16 protein-coding genes are annotated in these 15,033 nt (G+C 72.8%); all 16 read right to left on the reverse strand.

Annotation, left to right across the window (positions count from 1 at the left end; translation table 11 throughout):
* Positions 1-25: 25 nt before the first annotated feature.
* Complete coding sequence (gene gmk / locus OHL10_RS05965; protein WP_425498973.1) at positions 26-583, reverse strand: guanylate kinase; 558 nt, start codon at positions 581-583, stop codon at positions 26-28.
* Positions 584-701: 118 nt separating this feature from the next.
* On the reverse strand, positions 702-1,013 hold the full coding sequence (gene mihF / locus OHL10_RS05970; protein WP_265521260.1) for an integration host factor, actinobacterial type: 312 nt from the start codon (positions 1,011-1,013) through the stop codon (positions 702-704).
* Between the two features lie 239 nt (positions 1,014-1,252).
* The gene (pyrF, locus tag OHL10_RS05975; protein WP_265521261.1) at positions 1,253-2,119 is read right to left on the reverse strand and encodes an orotidine-5'-phosphate decarboxylase; all 867 of its coding nucleotides are present in this window, start codon (positions 2,117-2,119) and stop codon (positions 1,253-1,255) included.
* Complete coding sequence (carB, locus tag OHL10_RS05980) at positions 2,116-5,460, reverse strand: carbamoyl-phosphate synthase large subunit (RefSeq protein ID WP_265521262.1); 3,345 nt, start codon at positions 5,458-5,460, stop codon at positions 2,116-2,118. The genes pyrF and carB overlap by 4 nt, the downstream gene beginning before the upstream one ends.
* Positions 5,461-5,463: 3 nt before the next feature.
* Entirely contained in the window at positions 5,464-6,708 is a 1,245-nt protein-coding gene (carA, locus tag OHL10_RS05985) for a glutamine-hydrolyzing carbamoyl-phosphate synthase small subunit (RefSeq protein ID WP_265521263.1), read from the reverse strand.
* Positions 6,705-7,295 (reverse strand): PH-like domain-containing protein, encoded by a 591-nt coding sequence (locus OHL10_RS05990; protein WP_265521264.1) that lies wholly within the window; start codon positions 7,293-7,295, stop codon positions 6,705-6,707. The genes carA and OHL10_RS05990 overlap by 4 nt, the downstream gene beginning before the upstream one ends.
* Before the next feature lie 7 nt (positions 7,296-7,302).
* Complete coding sequence (locus tag OHL10_RS05995) at positions 7,303-8,646, reverse strand: dihydroorotase (RefSeq protein WP_265521265.1); 1,344 nt, start codon at positions 8,644-8,646, stop codon at positions 7,303-7,305.
* Positions 8,643-9,695, reverse strand: a complete 1,053-nt coding sequence (locus OHL10_RS06000) for an aspartate carbamoyltransferase catalytic subunit (RefSeq protein ID WP_265521266.1) — start codon at positions 9,693-9,695, stop codon at positions 8,643-8,645. Before OHL10_RS06000 ends, OHL10_RS05995 begins: the two co-directional genes overlap by 4 nt.
* Positions 9,692-10,297, reverse strand: coding sequence for a bifunctional pyr operon transcriptional regulator/uracil phosphoribosyltransferase PyrR (gene pyrR, locus OHL10_RS06005; RefSeq protein ID WP_265521267.1), 606 nt, complete (start codon positions 10,295-10,297; stop codon positions 9,692-9,694). The genes OHL10_RS06000 and pyrR overlap by 4 nt, the downstream gene beginning before the upstream one ends.
* 123 nt (positions 10,298-10,420) lie before the next feature.
* Complete coding sequence (nusB, locus tag OHL10_RS06010; protein WP_265521268.1) at positions 10,421-10,840, reverse strand: transcription antitermination factor NusB; 420 nt, start codon at positions 10,838-10,840, stop codon at positions 10,421-10,423.
* 1 nt (position 10,841) lies between these two features.
* Entirely contained in the window at positions 10,842-11,405 is a 564-nt protein-coding gene (efp, locus tag OHL10_RS06015) for an elongation factor P (RefSeq protein WP_265521269.1), read from the reverse strand.
* A gap of 145 nt (positions 11,406-11,550) precedes the next feature.
* Entirely contained in the window at positions 11,551-12,009 is a 459-nt protein-coding gene (locus OHL10_RS06020; protein ID WP_265521270.1) for a hypothetical protein, read from the reverse strand.
* A gap of 48 nt (positions 12,010-12,057) precedes the next feature.
* Positions 12,058-12,681, reverse strand: a complete 624-nt coding sequence (locus OHL10_RS06025; protein WP_265521271.1) for a helix-turn-helix domain-containing protein — start codon at positions 12,679-12,681, stop codon at positions 12,058-12,060.
* 97 nt (positions 12,682-12,778) lie between these two features.
* Positions 12,779-13,231 (reverse strand): type II 3-dehydroquinate dehydratase, encoded by a 453-nt coding sequence (locus tag OHL10_RS06030; protein WP_265521272.1) that lies wholly within the window; start codon positions 13,229-13,231, stop codon positions 12,779-12,781.
* Between the two features lie 42 nt (positions 13,232-13,273).
* Positions 13,274-14,431 (reverse strand): 3-dehydroquinate synthase, encoded by a 1,158-nt coding sequence (aroB, locus tag OHL10_RS06035; protein ID WP_265521273.1) that lies wholly within the window; start codon positions 14,429-14,431, stop codon positions 13,274-13,276.
* Positions 14,428-15,033, reverse strand: coding sequence for a shikimate kinase (locus tag OHL10_RS06040; RefSeq protein ID WP_265521274.1), 606 nt, complete (start codon positions 15,031-15,033; stop codon positions 14,428-14,430). Before OHL10_RS06040 ends, aroB begins: the two co-directional genes overlap by 4 nt.

Raw genomic sequence — 15,033 nt, forward strand, 5'->3', positions numbered from 1 at the left:
CGTGGTCGGCAGGCGTCAGCGCTGTTCAGAGCGGCGTGGGCGCGGCCTGCACGTCGAGTCCCATGACGTGCACGAGCTCGTCGGTCGCACGCCGCACCTCGTCGTTGACGACGACGTGGTCGAACTCCGGCGCGGCCGCGAGCTCGACGCGCGCGGTCGCCAGGCGCCGCTCGCGCTCCTCGGGACCTTCCGTGCCGCGGCCTACGAGCCGACGCTCGAGCTCTTCCCAGCTGGGCGGCGCGAGGAACACGAACCGGGCGTCAGGCATGGACTCCTTGACCTGGCGGGCGCCCTGCAGGTCGATCTCGAGCAGCGCCGGAACACCGGCGGCGAGCTTCTCCTCCACCGCGCGGCGCGGCGTGCCGTAGCTGTTACGACCGTGGACCACCGCCCACTCGAGCATCTCGCCCGCCGCGACCATCCGGTCGAACTCCTCGCGCCCCACGAACAGGTAGTGCACACCGTCGACCTCACCCGGACGGGGGTCGCGGGTCGTCGCCGAGACGGACAACCACACCTGCGGGTAGCGCTCGCGCACGTCGGCCGAGACCGTGCCCTTGCCGACAGCCGTCGGACCCGCCAGGACGGTCAGCCGCGCCGGCGGGTCGGACGGACGATCGGGCCGCTCGGACGAGGCAGCGTGCGCAGGTGCGGGCGTGCCGGACGACACACGGCCCGGCACGTCGGGTGATGCGGAAATGTCAGCCAAACCTCTCGATGAGCGCCGCCGACTGGTGGGGTCCCAGCCCGCGGACGCGGCGTGTCTCGGCGATCCCGATCTCTTCCATGATCGCCCGGGCCTTCACCTTACCCACGCCCGGGAGGGACTCCAGCAAGGAGACGACCTTGAGCTTGCCGATCACGTCGTCGGTCTGCCCGGTGCGGATCACCTCGGCGAGGGAACCCTGGGAGTACTTCAGCCGGTTCTTGACCTCGGCGCGCGCCCGGCGCGCCTCGGCGGCCTTCTCGAGCGCAGCTGCGCGCTGTTCGGGGGTCAGGGGTGGAAGTGCCACGCAAGTCACCTACTTGTCCTCAGGCGGGATGGGCCCACTCGGTGTCGACGCAGGTCGCGGACCCGGACGGGCCGGGTGCACCGACCACTCGAACGTATCGAGGCGGAGGCGTGCGAGCAACGCTCACACGCCCGAACGGGCAAGACCGTACGAACTCGACCTGCCGACGATCACCGACGCAACACCCCTGCATCACCCCGCGTCACGGGAGGTTGCCGAGCGTGACGGTACCTCCGAGCTCAGCCGCGCAGTGCCTCGCCCGCCTCCCGGGCCGCGGAACGAGCCGCGGCCAGCAGGTCGCCCGCGAGCGGCCCGGCCCCGAGGACGCCCCGGGACGACGACGCGAGCACCTGGCGACGGCCGCCACCGAAGACCTCCGTCAGCTCCGTCGCCCCGGCGCCCTGTGCGCCCACACCCGGCGCCAGCAGCGGCCCGTTGACCTCGGCGAGGTCGACGCCCGCTGCGCGCGCGGCGTCGCCGATCGTCGCGCCGACCACCAGGCCGACCGAGCCGAGCGGCTGCGACCCCGCGTTGAGCACGGCGGCCTGCGCCGCCACCACGGCGGCGACCGACCGACCGTCCGCCGTGCGCGCGTGCTGGACCTCGGCCCCCTGCGGGTTCGACGTCAGGCACAGCACGAACAGCCCGCGACCCGAGGCCAGCGCGGCCTCCACAGCGGGCTCCAGCGAGCCGAAGCCGAGGAACGGCGAGACCGTCAGCGCGTCGCCGGCCAGCGGCGAGCCGTCGCGCAGGTACGCGTCGGCGTAGCCCGCCATGGTCGAGCCGATGTCGCCGCGCTTGGCGTCGACGATCGTCAGCGTGCCCGACGGCCCGGCCGCACGGGCCGCGGCGAGGATCTCCTCCAGCGCCGCGACCCCGGCGGACCCGTGCCGCTCGAACAGCGCCGACTGGGGCTTGAGCGCCGCCACCTGCCCCCCGAGCGCGTCGACGACCCGCAGGCCGAAGTCACGCACCCCCGCCGCGTCGTCGGGGAGCCCCCACGACGCGAGCAGGCCGGGGTGCGGGTCGATGCCCACGCACAGCGGACCGTGGTCGTCCATCGCCGCCGCGAGGCGGGCACCGAACGCCGCGCGCGGGCCGCTCACGCGCCGGCCGCCGTGCGCGCCACGCCGGCGGCCATGTGCTCCTGCAGGCTCCAGACGTCGAACGGCCCGGCGAGCACGGCCTCGATGCCCTGGACGGCCGCGGCGAGCTGCTGCACGGTCGTGACGATCGACTTGTCGGCCGCCGTCGTGGCCGCCCGGATCTCGTAGCCGTCCGCGCGGGCGCCCTGGCCCGACGGGGTGTTGATCACCATGTCGACCCGGCCCTCGGTGATGAGGTCCACGATCGTCGGTTCGCCGTCGGCCCCACGGCCGGAGGAGAACTTGCGCACCACCATCGCCGGGATCCCGTTGCGGCGCAGCACCACCGCGGTGCCCGCGGTCGCGAGGATCTCGAAGCCGAGCTCGGTGAGCCGCTTGATCGGGAAGACGATCGAGCGCTTGTCCCGGTCCGCCACCGACACGAAGACCGTGCCCGACGTCGGCAGACCGCCGAACGCCGCCGCCTGCGACTTGGCGAACGCCCGCGGGAAGTCCCGGTCGAAGCCCATGACCTCACCGGTCGAGCGCATCTCCGGGCCGAGCACGGTGTCCACGACCAGGCCCTCCGCCGTACGGAAGCGCTTGAAGGGCAGGACCGCCTCCTTCACGGCGATCGGCGCGTCGAGGTCGAGCGTCCCGCCGTCGCCGGTCGCGGGCAGGATCCCCTCGGCACGCAGGTCCGCGATCGAGTCGCCGACCATGATGCGGGCCGCGGCCTTCGCCAGGGACACCCCCGTGGCCTTGGACACGAACGGCACCGTGCGCGACGCCCGCGGGTTCGCCTCCAGGACGTAGAGCACGTCCGAGACGAGCGCGTACTGCACGTTGAGCAGACCGTGCACCCCCACACCCTTGGCCAGCGCCTCGGTGGAGCGGCGGATCCGGTCGATCTCCGACTCCGAGAGCGACACGGGCGGCAGCACGCACGCGGAGTCGCCCGAGTGGATGCCGGCCTCCTCGATGTGCTCCATCACGCCGCCGAGGTAGAGCTCGGTGCCGTCGTAGAGGGCGTCGACGTCGATCTCGAGCGCGTCGTCGAGGAAGCGGTCGATGAGCAGCGGCGCGGGCAACGAGCCGGTCGTCGTCCGGTCGTCCGCCGCGGCGGCCTCGAGCGCCCGCTCGACGTACCCCGTGAGCTGGTCGGCCGAGTAGACGATCTCCATCCCCCGGCCGCCCAGCACGTAGGACGGGCGCACCAGCACCGGGAACCCGATCCCGGCGGCGACGTCCAGCGCCTCGCCGAGCGAGCGGGCGGTGCCGAACGCCGGGGCGGGCAGGCCGGCCTCCGCCAGGACCCGGCCGAAGACCCCGCGGTCCTCCGCCGCGTCGATCGCCTCCGGGCTCGTGCCCAGGACCGGCAGACCGGCGTCGGCCAGACGCTGGGCGAGGCCGAGCGGCGTCTGCCCACCGAGCTGGACGATGATGCCCTTGACCGGGCCGGCGGCGAGCTCGGCGCGGTAGACCTCGAGGACGTCCTCGAAGGTCAGGGGCTCGAAGTACAGGCGGTCGGACGTGTCGTAGTCGGTCGAGACCGTCTCCGGGTTGCAGTTGACCATCACCGTCTCGTACCGCTCGCGCAGCGTGAGCGTCGCGTGCACGCACGAGTAGTCGAACTCGATGCCCTGCCCGATGCGGTTGGGGCCCGAGCCGAGGATGATCACGGCCTCCCGCTCGCGCGGCGCGACCTCGGACTCCTCGTCGTAGGACGAGTAGTGGTACGGGGTGGTCGCGGCGAACTCCGCGGCGCACGTGTCGACGGTCTTGTAGACCGGGCGCACGTCCAGGGCGTACCGCACCTCGCGGACGGTCGACTCCCCCGCCGCGCCCATGCCGCGCAGCTTCGCGATCTGGGCGTCGGAGAGCCCGTGCCGCTTGGCCTCGGCCAGCACGTCGCGCGTGAGCGCCGGCGCCGCCGCGACCGCGGCGGCCGTCTCGTTGATCAGCTGGATCTGGTCGAGGAACCACGGGTCGATCTTCGTGGCCTCGAAGACCTGCTCGACGCTCGCCCCGGCGCGCAGCGCCTGCTGGGTCGCCACGAGCCGACCCTCGGTGGGGCGCGCGATCTCGGTCAGGAGCGCGTCCAGCGCCTCGCCCGCCACGGGCTCGCCGTCCCAGTGGAAGACGGACCCACCCTTGTCGATCGAGCGCAGGGCCTTGCCGAGCGCCTCGGTGAAGTTGCGCCCGAGCGCCATCGCCTCGCCGACCGACTTCATGGTCGTCGACAGGGTCGGGTCGGCGGCCGGGAACTTCTCGAACGCGAACCGCGGCACCTTGACGACCACGTAGTCGAGCGTCGGCTCGAACGACGCCGGCGTGACCTTCGTGATGTCGTTGGGGATCTCGTCCAGCGTGTAGCCCACGGCGAGCTTCGCCGCGATCTTCGCGATCGGGAACCCGGTGGCCTTCGACGCCAGCGCGGACGAGCGCGACACCCGCGGGTTCATCTCGATGACGATGACCCGGCCCGTGGCGGGGTCCACCGCGTACTGGATGTTGCAGCCGCCGGTGTCGACACCGACCTCGCGGATGACCGCGATGCCGATGTCGCGCAGGCGCTGGTACTCCCGGTCCGTGAGCGTCAGCGCGGGGGCCACCGTGACGGAGTCACCGGTGTGCACCCCGACCGGGTCGACGTTCTCGATCGAGCACACGACCACGACGTTGTCGTTCTTGTCGCGCATGAGCTCGAGCTCGTACTCCTTCCAGCCGAGGATCGACTCCTCGAGGAGCACCTCGGTGGTCGGCGAGTAGTGCAGGCCCGACCCGACGATGCGGTGCAGGTCCGCCTCGTCATACGCGATGCCCGAGCCGAGGCCGCCCATGGTGAACGACGGGCGCACCACCATCGGGTAGCCGAGCCGGGTCGCGGCGTCGACGGCCTCGTCGACCGTGTGGATGATCTCCGAGCGCGCGCTCTCCCCGCCGCACTTCTCGACGACGTCCTTGAACTGCTGGCGGTCCTCGCCCTTCTCGATCGCGGCGATGTTCGCCCCGATGAGCTCGACGCCGTACTCGGCGAGCACACCCGCCTTGTCGAGCTCGATGGCCGCGTTGAGCGCGGTCTGGCCACCGAGGGTCGGCAGCAGCGCGTCGGGCCGCTCCTTGGCGATGATCGAGGTGAGCACCTCGGTCGTGATCGGCTCGACGTACGTCGCGTCGGCGAACTCGGGGTCCGTCATGATCGTCGCGGGGTTCGAGTTCACGAGGACGACCCGCAGGCCCTCCTCCTTGAGGACGCGGCACGCCTGCGTCCCCGAGTAGTCGAACTCGCACGCCTGGCCGATGACGATCGGTCCGGACCCGATGACCAGGACGCTGGAGATGTCGGTTCTGCGAGGCACGGGTCAGTTCTCCTTGTGCGCGTCGGCGGCGGTGGGCAGCGCGGCGGACGGTGTGGTCATGAGGTCGACGAAACGGTCGAAGAGGTAGGCGGCGTCGTGGGGACCGGCCGCGGCCTCGGGGTGGTACTGCACCGAGAAGGCGGGCAGGTCGAGGCAGGTCAGGCCCTCGACCACCTGGTCGTTGAGGCCGACGTGCGAGACCTCGACGCGGCCGTAGCGGCCGGCGTCGTGCGGGGCGACCGAGGCACCCTCGAGCGGCGCGTCGACGGCGAACCCGTGGTTGTGCGCCGTGACCTCGACCTTGCCGGTCGTGCGGTCGAGCACCGGCTGGTTGATGCCCCGGTGGCCGTAGGCCAGCTTGTACGTGCCGTAGCCCAGGGCGCGACCGAGGATCTGGTTGCCGAAGCAGATCCCGAAGAACGGGATGCGACGGTCCAGCACGTCGCGCAGCAGCGCGACCTCCGTCTCCGCCGCCGACGGGTCGCCGGGGCCGTTGGAGAAGAACACACCGTCCGGGGCGAGGGCGACGATCTCGTCGATGGTCGTGGTGGCGGGCACCACGTGCACCCGCACCCCCCGCTCGGCGAGCCGCTGCGGGGTCATCGACTTGATGCCGAGGTCGACCGCGACGACGGTCGCGACCGGTCCGTCCGGCGTGCCCGCACCCTCGACGGGGTCGACCGTGTAGGCCTCGTCCACCGTCACGGAGCTGGCGAGGTGCGCACCGGCCATGGCCGGCGAGCCGGCCACCTCGGCCGTGAGCTCGGCCACGGGCCGCGGGTAGCCGCCGCGCGTCAGCGCGTCGCCCGAGAAGATCCCCGCGCGCATGACGCCGAGCTCGCGCAGGTGCCGGGTCAGCGCACGCGTGTCGATGCCGCTGATCCCGACGACGTCCTGCGCTACGAGCTCGTCGTCGAGCGAGCGCTCCGAGCGCCAGTTCGACGCCCGCCGCGCGGGGTCGCGCACGACGAAACCGCTCACCCAGACGCGGCGGGACTCGCGGTCCTCGTCGTTCACGCCGGTGTTGCCGATGTGCGGCGCCGTCATGACGACGATCTGCTGGTGGTAGGAGGGGTCGGTGAGGGTCTCCTGGTAGCCGGTCATGCCGGTGTTGAAGACGATCTCGCCGAACGTGGCGCCCCTGGCGCCGTAGGCGCGGCCCGTGAAGACCGTGCCGTCCTCGAGGACGAGGACCGCGGTCTGGTCGGTGAGGGTCTCACCGGGCCGGATGATGGTCGAGGTGCTCACAGCGGTTCCTTCGGGTCGGTGCCGGGTGTGCCGGACGGGTCGGGGTCCGGACCGGAGGTCTCGGGTGCCGCCGGGGCGACGAGGGTGCGGACGGCCGCCAGCAGCGGGGCCCGGTCGGCGGCGCGCAGCGTGCGCAGCCCTGTGTCGAGCGCGACGGGCGCGTCCACGGCAGAGGCGGGCGCGGTCCAGGTGATGACGACGAGCCCGTCCTTGCCGACGTACTTGCCGGCCATGCCGGGCGCGGTGCCCGCCGCCGTGACGGCGGCGGCCGGGACGAAGAGGTCGGGGGCGCCGCGGCGCGCCACGACCACTCCCTGCTCGTGCACGGTGACCGCCGCGGCGGAGCGGTCCCCCAGCCCGTGCGCGCCCACCCGCGCGAGCCAGTCGCCCGCGAGAGTGCTCGAGACGTAGACGGCGTCGAACGGGCCGGCGAGGACCTCGCCCGGCGCGGCCGGGACCGCGAGGGGCGGGGGCACGACGGCGGACGTGCGGGTGGCGAGGCGGCGGCGCCCGGTGAGGACGACGACGAGCAGCAGCAGGCCGACGACGACCCAGATGCCGACCGCGACGGGGAGCGGGAGGTTCATCGACGCCTCACTCCTTCTCGACGGGCGCGCCGTCGAGCACCGTCGCGGTGCCCCGCAGGAACGTCGCGACGACGCGGCCGGGCAGCTCGTACCCCTGGAACGGCGTGTTCGTGCTCGACGTGACCTGCACCGCACCGTCCACGACGCGGCGGGCCGCCGGGTCGACGAGCGTGACGTTCGCCGGCTCACCGACCTCGAGCGGACGGCCGTGGGCACGCTCGCCGGTGTCGATGCGCCCGATGCGCGCGGGGGCGGCGGACAGCACCCGCGCCACGTCGGCCCACGTCATCCGGCCCGTGTCGACCATCGTCTGCTGGACGATGCTCAGCGCCGTCTCGAGGCCGGTCATGCCGAACGCGGCCGCGGCCCACTCGCAGTCCTTGTCCTCGCGGGTGTGCGGCGCGTGGTCCGTCGCGACGATGTCGATGGTGCCGTCGGCCAGGCCCTCGCGGACCGCCTCGACGTCGCGGGCCGTGCGCAGCGGCGGGTTGACCTTGAACACCGGGTCGTACTGGCGGGCGAGGTCGTCGGTGAGGATCAGGTGGTGGGGGGTGACCTCGGCGGTCACGTCGATCCCCCGGCCCTTGGCCCAGCGCACGATCTCCACCGAGCCGGCCGTCGACAGGTGGCACACGTGCAGGCGGGAGCCGACGTGCTCCGCGAGCAGGACGTCGCGCGCGATGATCGCCTCCTCGGCGACCGCGGGCCAGCCCGGGAGGCCGAGCTCGGCCGAGACGACGCCCTCGTTCATCTGGGCACCCTCGGTCAGGCGCGGCTCCTGCGCGTGCTGGGCCACGACGCCGTCGAACGCCTTGACGTACTCGAGCGCACGACGCATGAGGATCGGGTCCGCCACGCACTTGCCGTCGTCGGAGAAGACCCGCACGCGCGCGGCCGAGTCCGCCATGGCACCGAGCTCGGCGAGCTGCGTGCCGTCGAGGCCCACCGACACCGCGCCCACCGGGTGGACGTCGACCCAGCCGGCGTCCCGCCCGATGCGCCAGACCTGCTCGACGACACCGGCGGTGTCGGCGACGGGTGTCGTGTTCGCCATGGCGTGCACGGCGGTGAACCCTCCCGCCGCCGCGGCGCGCGTGCCCGAAGAGATCGTCTCGGCGTCCTCACGACCGGGCTCGCGCAGGTGGGTGTGCAGGTCCACGAGGCCGGGCAGGGCGACGAGACCCTGAGCGTCGACGACGACCGCGCCGTCGACGTCCGCCGTGCCGACGGCGACCACCTGGGCGATCACACCGCCGTCGAGGACGAGGTCGACGGGCTCGCCGCCCAGCGGGCGGGCGCCACGGAGCACGTAGGTGCCGGCGGCAGTGGCTGGGGTGGTGTCGGCGCTCACGGGACTCGGACCCTTTCGGTCGTGGGGGCGGGGTCCGTCCGGTCGCCGGACGTGTCCCCCGCGAGGAGGAGGTAGAGGACGGCCATGCGCACGGCCACGCCGTTCGCGACCTGCTCGACGATCACCGCGCGCGGCGAGTCCGCCGCCTCCGCGGAGATCTCCAGCCCGCGGTTCATGGGTCCGGGGTGCAGGACGACCGCGTGCTCGGCGAGCAGGCGCAGGCGGCGCGCGTCGAGGCCGTACTTGCGGGTGTACTCGAGCGGGTTGGGGAAGAACGCGCCCCCGCCGGTGCCGGCGCCGCTCATGCGTTCGCGCTGCACGCGGAGCATCATCACGGCATCGGGCGACCAGTCGCGCAGGGTCTCGTCCAGGTGGTAGGCGACCCGGCACGGCCAGGCCTCGACACCGACCGGCAGCAGGGTCGGCGGCGCGACGAGCGTGACCTCGGCGCCGAGCGTGTGCAGCAGGTGGACGTTCGAGCGCGCCACGCGGGAGTGCAGCACGTCCCCGACGACGGCGACCCGTCGCCCGGCGAGGTCCGCGCCCAGGGCGGCCACGTCGTCGGGCCCCGACGCGCCCGGCGCGCTCAACGCCGTCCCCGACAGGTGCCGGCGCAGCGTGTAGGCGTCGAGCAGCGCCTGCGTCGGGTGCTGGTGCATCCCGTCGCCGGCGTTGACCACGGCCGCCTCGACCCAGCCCGACGTCGCGAGCGTGTAGGGAGCGCCGGACGCCTGGTGGCGGATCACGACCGCGTCGGCGCCCATGGCCTGCAGGGTGAGGGCGGTGTCCTTGAGGGACTCGCCCTTCGAGACGCTCGATCCCTTCGCCGAGAAGTTGATGACGTCGGCCGACAGCCGCTTGGCCGCCGTCTCGAACGAGATCCGGGTGCGGGTGGAGTCCTCGAAGAACAGGTTGACGACCGTGCGGCCGCGCAGCGTCGGGAGCTTCTTGATCTCCCGGGACTGCGTCGCGGACATCTGGGCGGCCGTGTCGAGGATGCGGATCGCGTCGGTGCGCGCCAGGTCCTGGGTGGACAGCAGGTGCCTCATCGGTCCACCCCCTGCTCGATGACCACGGAGTCGGTGGCGTCGTCGACCTCGGCCAGCCGCACGCGCACACGCTCCGACTGCGACGTCGGCAGGTTCTTGCCGACGAAGTCCGGGCGGATGGGGAGCTCGCGGTGCCCGCGGTCGACCAGCGCCGCGAGCTGGACCGCGCGGGGCCGGCCCAGGTCGCTGATCGCGTCGAGCGCGGCGCGGATGGTGCGGCCGGAGTAGAGCACGTCGTCCACGAGCACGACGACCTTGCCGTCGATGCCGCCGGCGGGCAGCCGGGTCGCACCGATGGTGCGCGTGGGGTGCTTGTAGAGGTCGTCCCGGTACATCGTCACGTCGAGCTCTCCGACGACGTCGGCGGGGACGAGTCCCGGTTCGATCGTGGCGAGCCGCTCCGCGAGCCGCACGGCCAGCGGGACGCCGCGGGTCGGGATGCCGAGGAGGACGAGCTCGTGCGCTCCCTTGTTCCGCTCCACGATCTCGTGGGCGATGCGGGTCAGCGCTCGGGCGATCTCCGTGTCACCGAGGACGACGGTCTCGATCTCGGGGGGCAGATCGTTGGGCAGATCGTTGGGCACAGCAGGGCCAGAGTTCATCTGGCGACCTCCTTCCCCGCCTCACCGGACGGGCCTTAAAGGATGTCGGACAGGGCACACACTACCGCCCGTCGGTGCGCACCGACGCCGCCGTCCGGGGTGCGGACGGCGGCGCCGGGGGCGTCACGCCAGCAGCGTCGGTTTCATGTCGAGGATGCGGCCGAGGAGCCCGTTGACGAACGACGGGGAGTCGTCGGTCGACAGCTCGCGGGCGAGGTCGACGGCCTCGTCGACCGCGACGGCGTCGGGGACGTCGTCGTTGTAGAGGATCTCCCAGCTGCCGATGCGCAGGAGGCCTCGGTCCACCGCGGGCATGCGGTCAAGGGTCCACCCCTGCGAGTAGGTCTCGAGCAGCTCGTCGATGCGCTCTCCGTGCTCGACGACACCCTCGACGATCTCGACCGAGTACTGCGGCAGGGGCGACTGCGCGACACCGGAGTCGACGACCCGCTCGGCGAGGAGCCGCACCGGGTCCCGGTGACGCTGCTCCGCCTCGAAGAGGACGTCGAGGGCGCGCTTGCGCGCCTTGGTACGAGCACCCACGTCAGTCGTTCACGCGCCCCAGGTAGGAGCCGTCGCGGGTGTCGACCTTGACCTTGGTGCCCTGCTCGAGGAAGAGCGGCACCTGGATCTGCGCGCCGGTCTCGAGCGTCGCGGGCTTGGTCCCGCCCGTGGAGCGGTCGCCCTGGAGGCCGGGCTCGGTGTAGGTGATCTCCAGCACGACGGAGGAGGGGAGCTCGATGTAGAGCGGCACGCCCTCGTTGGTCGCGACGATCGCCGTCTGGCTCTCGAGCATGTAGTCGGCCGCGTCGCCGACGGTGGCTGCCGAGACGTTCAGCTGGTCGTACGTGGCGGTGTCCATGAAGACGAAGTCGTCGCCGTCCTTGTACAGGTACTGCATGTCGCGACGGTCGACGCTCGCGGTCTCGATCTTCAGGCCTGCGTTGAAGGTCTTGTCGACCGTCTTGCCGGACAGGACGTTCTTGATCTTGGTCCGGACGAACGCACCACCCTTGCCGGGCTTGACGTGCTGGAACTCGATCACGGTCCAGAGCTGACCGTCGAGCTTCAGCACGGTGCCGTTCTTGATGTCGTTGGTGGTTGCCACGTTCGATCTTCCTGTCGGCGGGTCGGTGAGGGCCTCGCGGGTCGTCCTGGGTCGTCGTCGCGCCTCGCTCGCGGCCTCGTCGACCGGTGCCGGCGCGCCCACGGCTCTGCGACCCGGGGAACACCCGCGAAAAGCCCGCCCTAGTCTAGCGGAGGACGGCCAGCAGGGCCGCGCCGCCCATCCCGACGCCCGCGGCCCAGACCATCGAGGACAGCGTGCCGATGACGAACCGCTCGGACGCGACGGGGTGCTCGCGCAGCTCCGGGTAGCGTCCGAGGCCCTTGATCGCGACGACGAAGGCGATCCCTGCGGGGTAGCCGGCCAGCAGGCAGAGGGTGATGGCGAGCCGCTCGAGGACCCCGATCCAGGTGCCGCCCCGCAGCGCCTTGACGGCGGCGGTGCCCATCGGGCCGCCGACCGGCGGGGGCGGGACCGGCGGCATGGGAGCGCCTGCGGCGTTCGTCATGGGAGGGTCGGTGGGCTCGGACTCGCGCGCGGCCAGGCGCAGCACGCCGGGTGTGACGAGCAGGCCGCCGAGCACGCTCACCAGGAGCGCGACGACCCAGACGCCGACCGTGACCAGACCTTCCTCCGTGCCGCTCACCGGCGCACCTCGTTCCTCTCGTCCGCCTCGCTCATCTGCACGCCTCGCTCATCCGTCGCCCTCGTCCGTCTCGTCCGCCTCATGGAGCAGTCTCGCCACGAGTGGCCGCACGGCCGCCTCCTCGTGCCAGAGACTCGTACGCAGCGACCGGCTCACGGCCTGCGCGCTGATCCCGAGCTCTGCGGCCACGTCCTTCTGCACGCCACCCGCACGCGCGAGCGCGTCGATGACCTGCCACGCGCGCTCGGTCCGCCGCTGGACGGTCGCACCCAGGAGCTGGAGCAGCGCCTCGACCTCCGCGGCCACCCCGGCCGACGGGCCGACGACGGCCAGCGGCACCGCGCTCCCCCGCCCCTTGGCCTGATCGACGGCGGCGCGCGCGTGCACGAACGCTGCGCCCGTAGCCTCGCGCGACGTCGCAGGGAGCGGGGTGCTCACGGGGCCGAGGCCGAGCCCGATGCTCCACCCGCCCCGGCGCACGAGAGCGAGCACGACGTCGACCGTGGTCGCGGCGTCGCCGAGCACTCCCTGGACCTCGTCGCCGACCGTGCGCTCGAACCCCAGCGCGACACCTGGCGCACCGTCGAGGTGCGCCGCGAGGTCCGCGAGAAGGCTCGGCACGAGGTCGGCCCGTCCCGTGCTCGACTGCTGGTCCACCGTCAGCACGAACATGGATCAACCGTAGAGGGTGGATGACAATCCATCAACCCCGAGCAGTTGATCATGTCAGATCACATTCCTGAGGTTGATCCTTCGAGCGCTGACCCGCTCAGGCGCTCTGCACGAGCCGTACCGCGAGCGCCGAGAGCGCGAGCCGGTAGGAGTCGAAGCCGAACCCGGCGATCGTGCCGGTCGCCACGGCGCCCACGACGGAGTGGTGGCGGAACTCCTCGCGTGCCGCGGGGTTGCTCAGGTGGACCTCGAGGAGCAGGAGCCCGGCGGTGGTGACCTGGGCGGCGGCGTCCCGCAGGGCGTAGGAGTAGTGCGTGAAGGCCGCGGGGTTGAGGACGACGTGGGCGCCGTCGTCGACGGCGCCGTGCAGCCAGCCGACGATCTCGGCCTCGTCGTCCGTCTGACGCACCTGCACCTCGAGGCCGAGCTCCGCGCCCCAGCGCTCGCCGGCCGCGACGAGGTCGGTGTAGGAGGCGGAGCCGTAGACCTCGGGCTCGCGGACTCCGAGGCGTCCGAGGTTGGGCCCGTTGAGGATCAGCACGCGTGTCATGGGCCCGAGCCTAGAGGACGACGGGCCGTGCGCCCGGGTGTCTCACAACGCGACCGGGCCGCGCCCTGCGGGGGGTTCCTTGCTGATCTCGGCGTAGGCCGCGGCGAGCAGCGTCGGGTCGGGGCCCTCGAGACGGGACGGCTTGCCCACGGCGTCGAGGATGACGAACCGGAGCAGGTCCCCGCGGGACTTCTTGTCGCGGCGCATGGCGGACAGCAGCTGCTCCCAGCGGTCGCCGCGGTACCCGACCGGCAGGCCGAGCGAGGTGAGGATCGCGCGGTGGCGGTCCACGACGTCGTCGTCGAGGCGGCCCGCGAGGCGTGCGAGCTCGGCGGCGAAGACCATGCCGACGGAGACCGCGGCGCCATGGCGCCACGCGTAGCGTTCCACGAGCTCGACCGCGTGGCCGAGGGTGTGCCCGTAGTTGAGGATCTCGCGCAGGCCGGACTCCTTGAGGTCCTCCCCCACGACGCGGGCCTTGACCGCGACCGACCGTTCGATGAGCTCGGCGACCACGGCCCAGGTCTCGTCGGTCGTGGGGGTCTGGCCCCACTCGGACAGCGCGTGCGCGTGCTCCTCGACCAGCTCGAGGATCCGGGGGTCGGCGATGAAGCCGGTCTTGACGACCTCGGCGAGCCCGGCGACGAAGTCCCAGCGGCCGAGCGACTCGAGCGCGGCGACGTCGCACAGCACCCCGGCGGGCGGGTGGAAGGCCCCGACGAGGTTCTTGCCCTCGGCGGTGTTGATGCCCGTCTTGCCGCCCACGGCGGCGTCGACCATGGCGAGGAGCGTCGTGGGTACGTGCACGACAGTGATCCCCCGCAGCCACGTGGCCGCGACGAACCCCGCGAGGTCGGTCGTCGCGCCGCCGCCGACGGCGACGATCGCGTCGCTGCGGGTGAAGTCCGCCTGTCCCAGCACCTGCCACAGGAAGGCGGCGACCTGTGCCGACTTCGACTCCTCGGCGTCGGGCACCTCCGCGAGGTAGGTCTCGTAGCCCACCTCGAGGAGATCGGCGCGGACGGTGTCGGCCGTCGCGGCGAGCGCGGCGGGGTGCACGACGAGCACCCGCCGGGTGCCGGTGCCGAGGAGGCCGGGCAGCTCGCCGAGCAGGTGGCGTCCGATCACGACGTCGTAGGGCGCGTCGCCCGCGACGGTCACCCGGACGGCGGGGGTGGGGACGGGGGCCTCGCTGGTCACTCGGTGCTCCTGGGGTGGTCGTCGGCTGTCGTCGGGTCCGGTGCCTGCTCCGCGCCGGGCGCGGGGGCGAGCGCTCGGGCGATCTCGTCCGCGACCTGGCCGGGGGTGCGGGCGTCGGTGAGGACGCGGAGCGTCGCGAGCCGCTCGTACACGGGCCGGCGCTCGGTCATGAGGGCCTGCCACCGCGCACGGGGGTTGCCCACGAGCAGCGGGCGCGACTGGTTGAAACCGACGCGCGGTGCGGCGTGCGCGAGGGACACGTCGAGGAAGACGACCTGCCCGCCCGCGGCCGCGTACGCCTCGAGGGCGGCCTGCGTGTACTCGTCGAGCACGGCGCCACCGCCCAGGGCGAGGACGCCGTCGTGCACCGCGAGCGCGGTGGTGACGGCCTCGCGCTCGAGGGCACGGAACACGGGCTCACCGTCCTCGAGGAAGATGTCGGCGACGGACTTGCCCGCGGTGGTCTCGACGTCGGTGTCGGTGTCGCGGGCTCGCAGCCCCAGGCGACCGGCGAGCAGGCGCCCGACGGTCGACTTGCCACAGCCGGGAGGGCCGACGAGCACGGCGGCGGGCTGTACGGCCCGTGCGTGGGGTGCTGTCAC

The organism is Oerskovia flava (assembly GCF_026163685.1).
Classification (GTDB): Bacteria; Actinomycetota; Actinomycetes; order Actinomycetales; family Cellulomonadaceae; genus Oerskovia_A; species Oerskovia_A flava.

Excerpts from the sequence above, each read along its gene's own strand:
- OHL10_RS05990 (WP_265521264.1), bottom strand. The coding sequence starts at position 7,295 with ATGAACCTCCCGCTCCCCGTCGCGGTCGGCATCTGGGTCGTCGTCGGC.
- pyrR (WP_265521267.1), bottom strand. The coding sequence starts at position 10,297 with ATGAACTCTGGCCCTGCTGTGCCCAACGATCTGCCCAACGATCTGCCC.
- OHL10_RS06030 (WP_265521272.1), bottom strand. The coding sequence starts at position 13,231 with ATGACACGCGTGCTGATCCTCAACGGGCCCAACCTCGGACGCCTCGGA.
- OHL10_RS06025 (WP_265521271.1), bottom strand. The coding sequence starts at position 12,681 with ATGTTCGTGCTGACGGTGGACCAGCAGTCGAGCACGGGACGGGCCGAC.
- OHL10_RS06000 (WP_265521266.1), bottom strand. The coding sequence starts at position 9,695 with ATGAGGCACCTGCTGTCCACCCAGGACCTGGCGCGCACCGACGCGATC.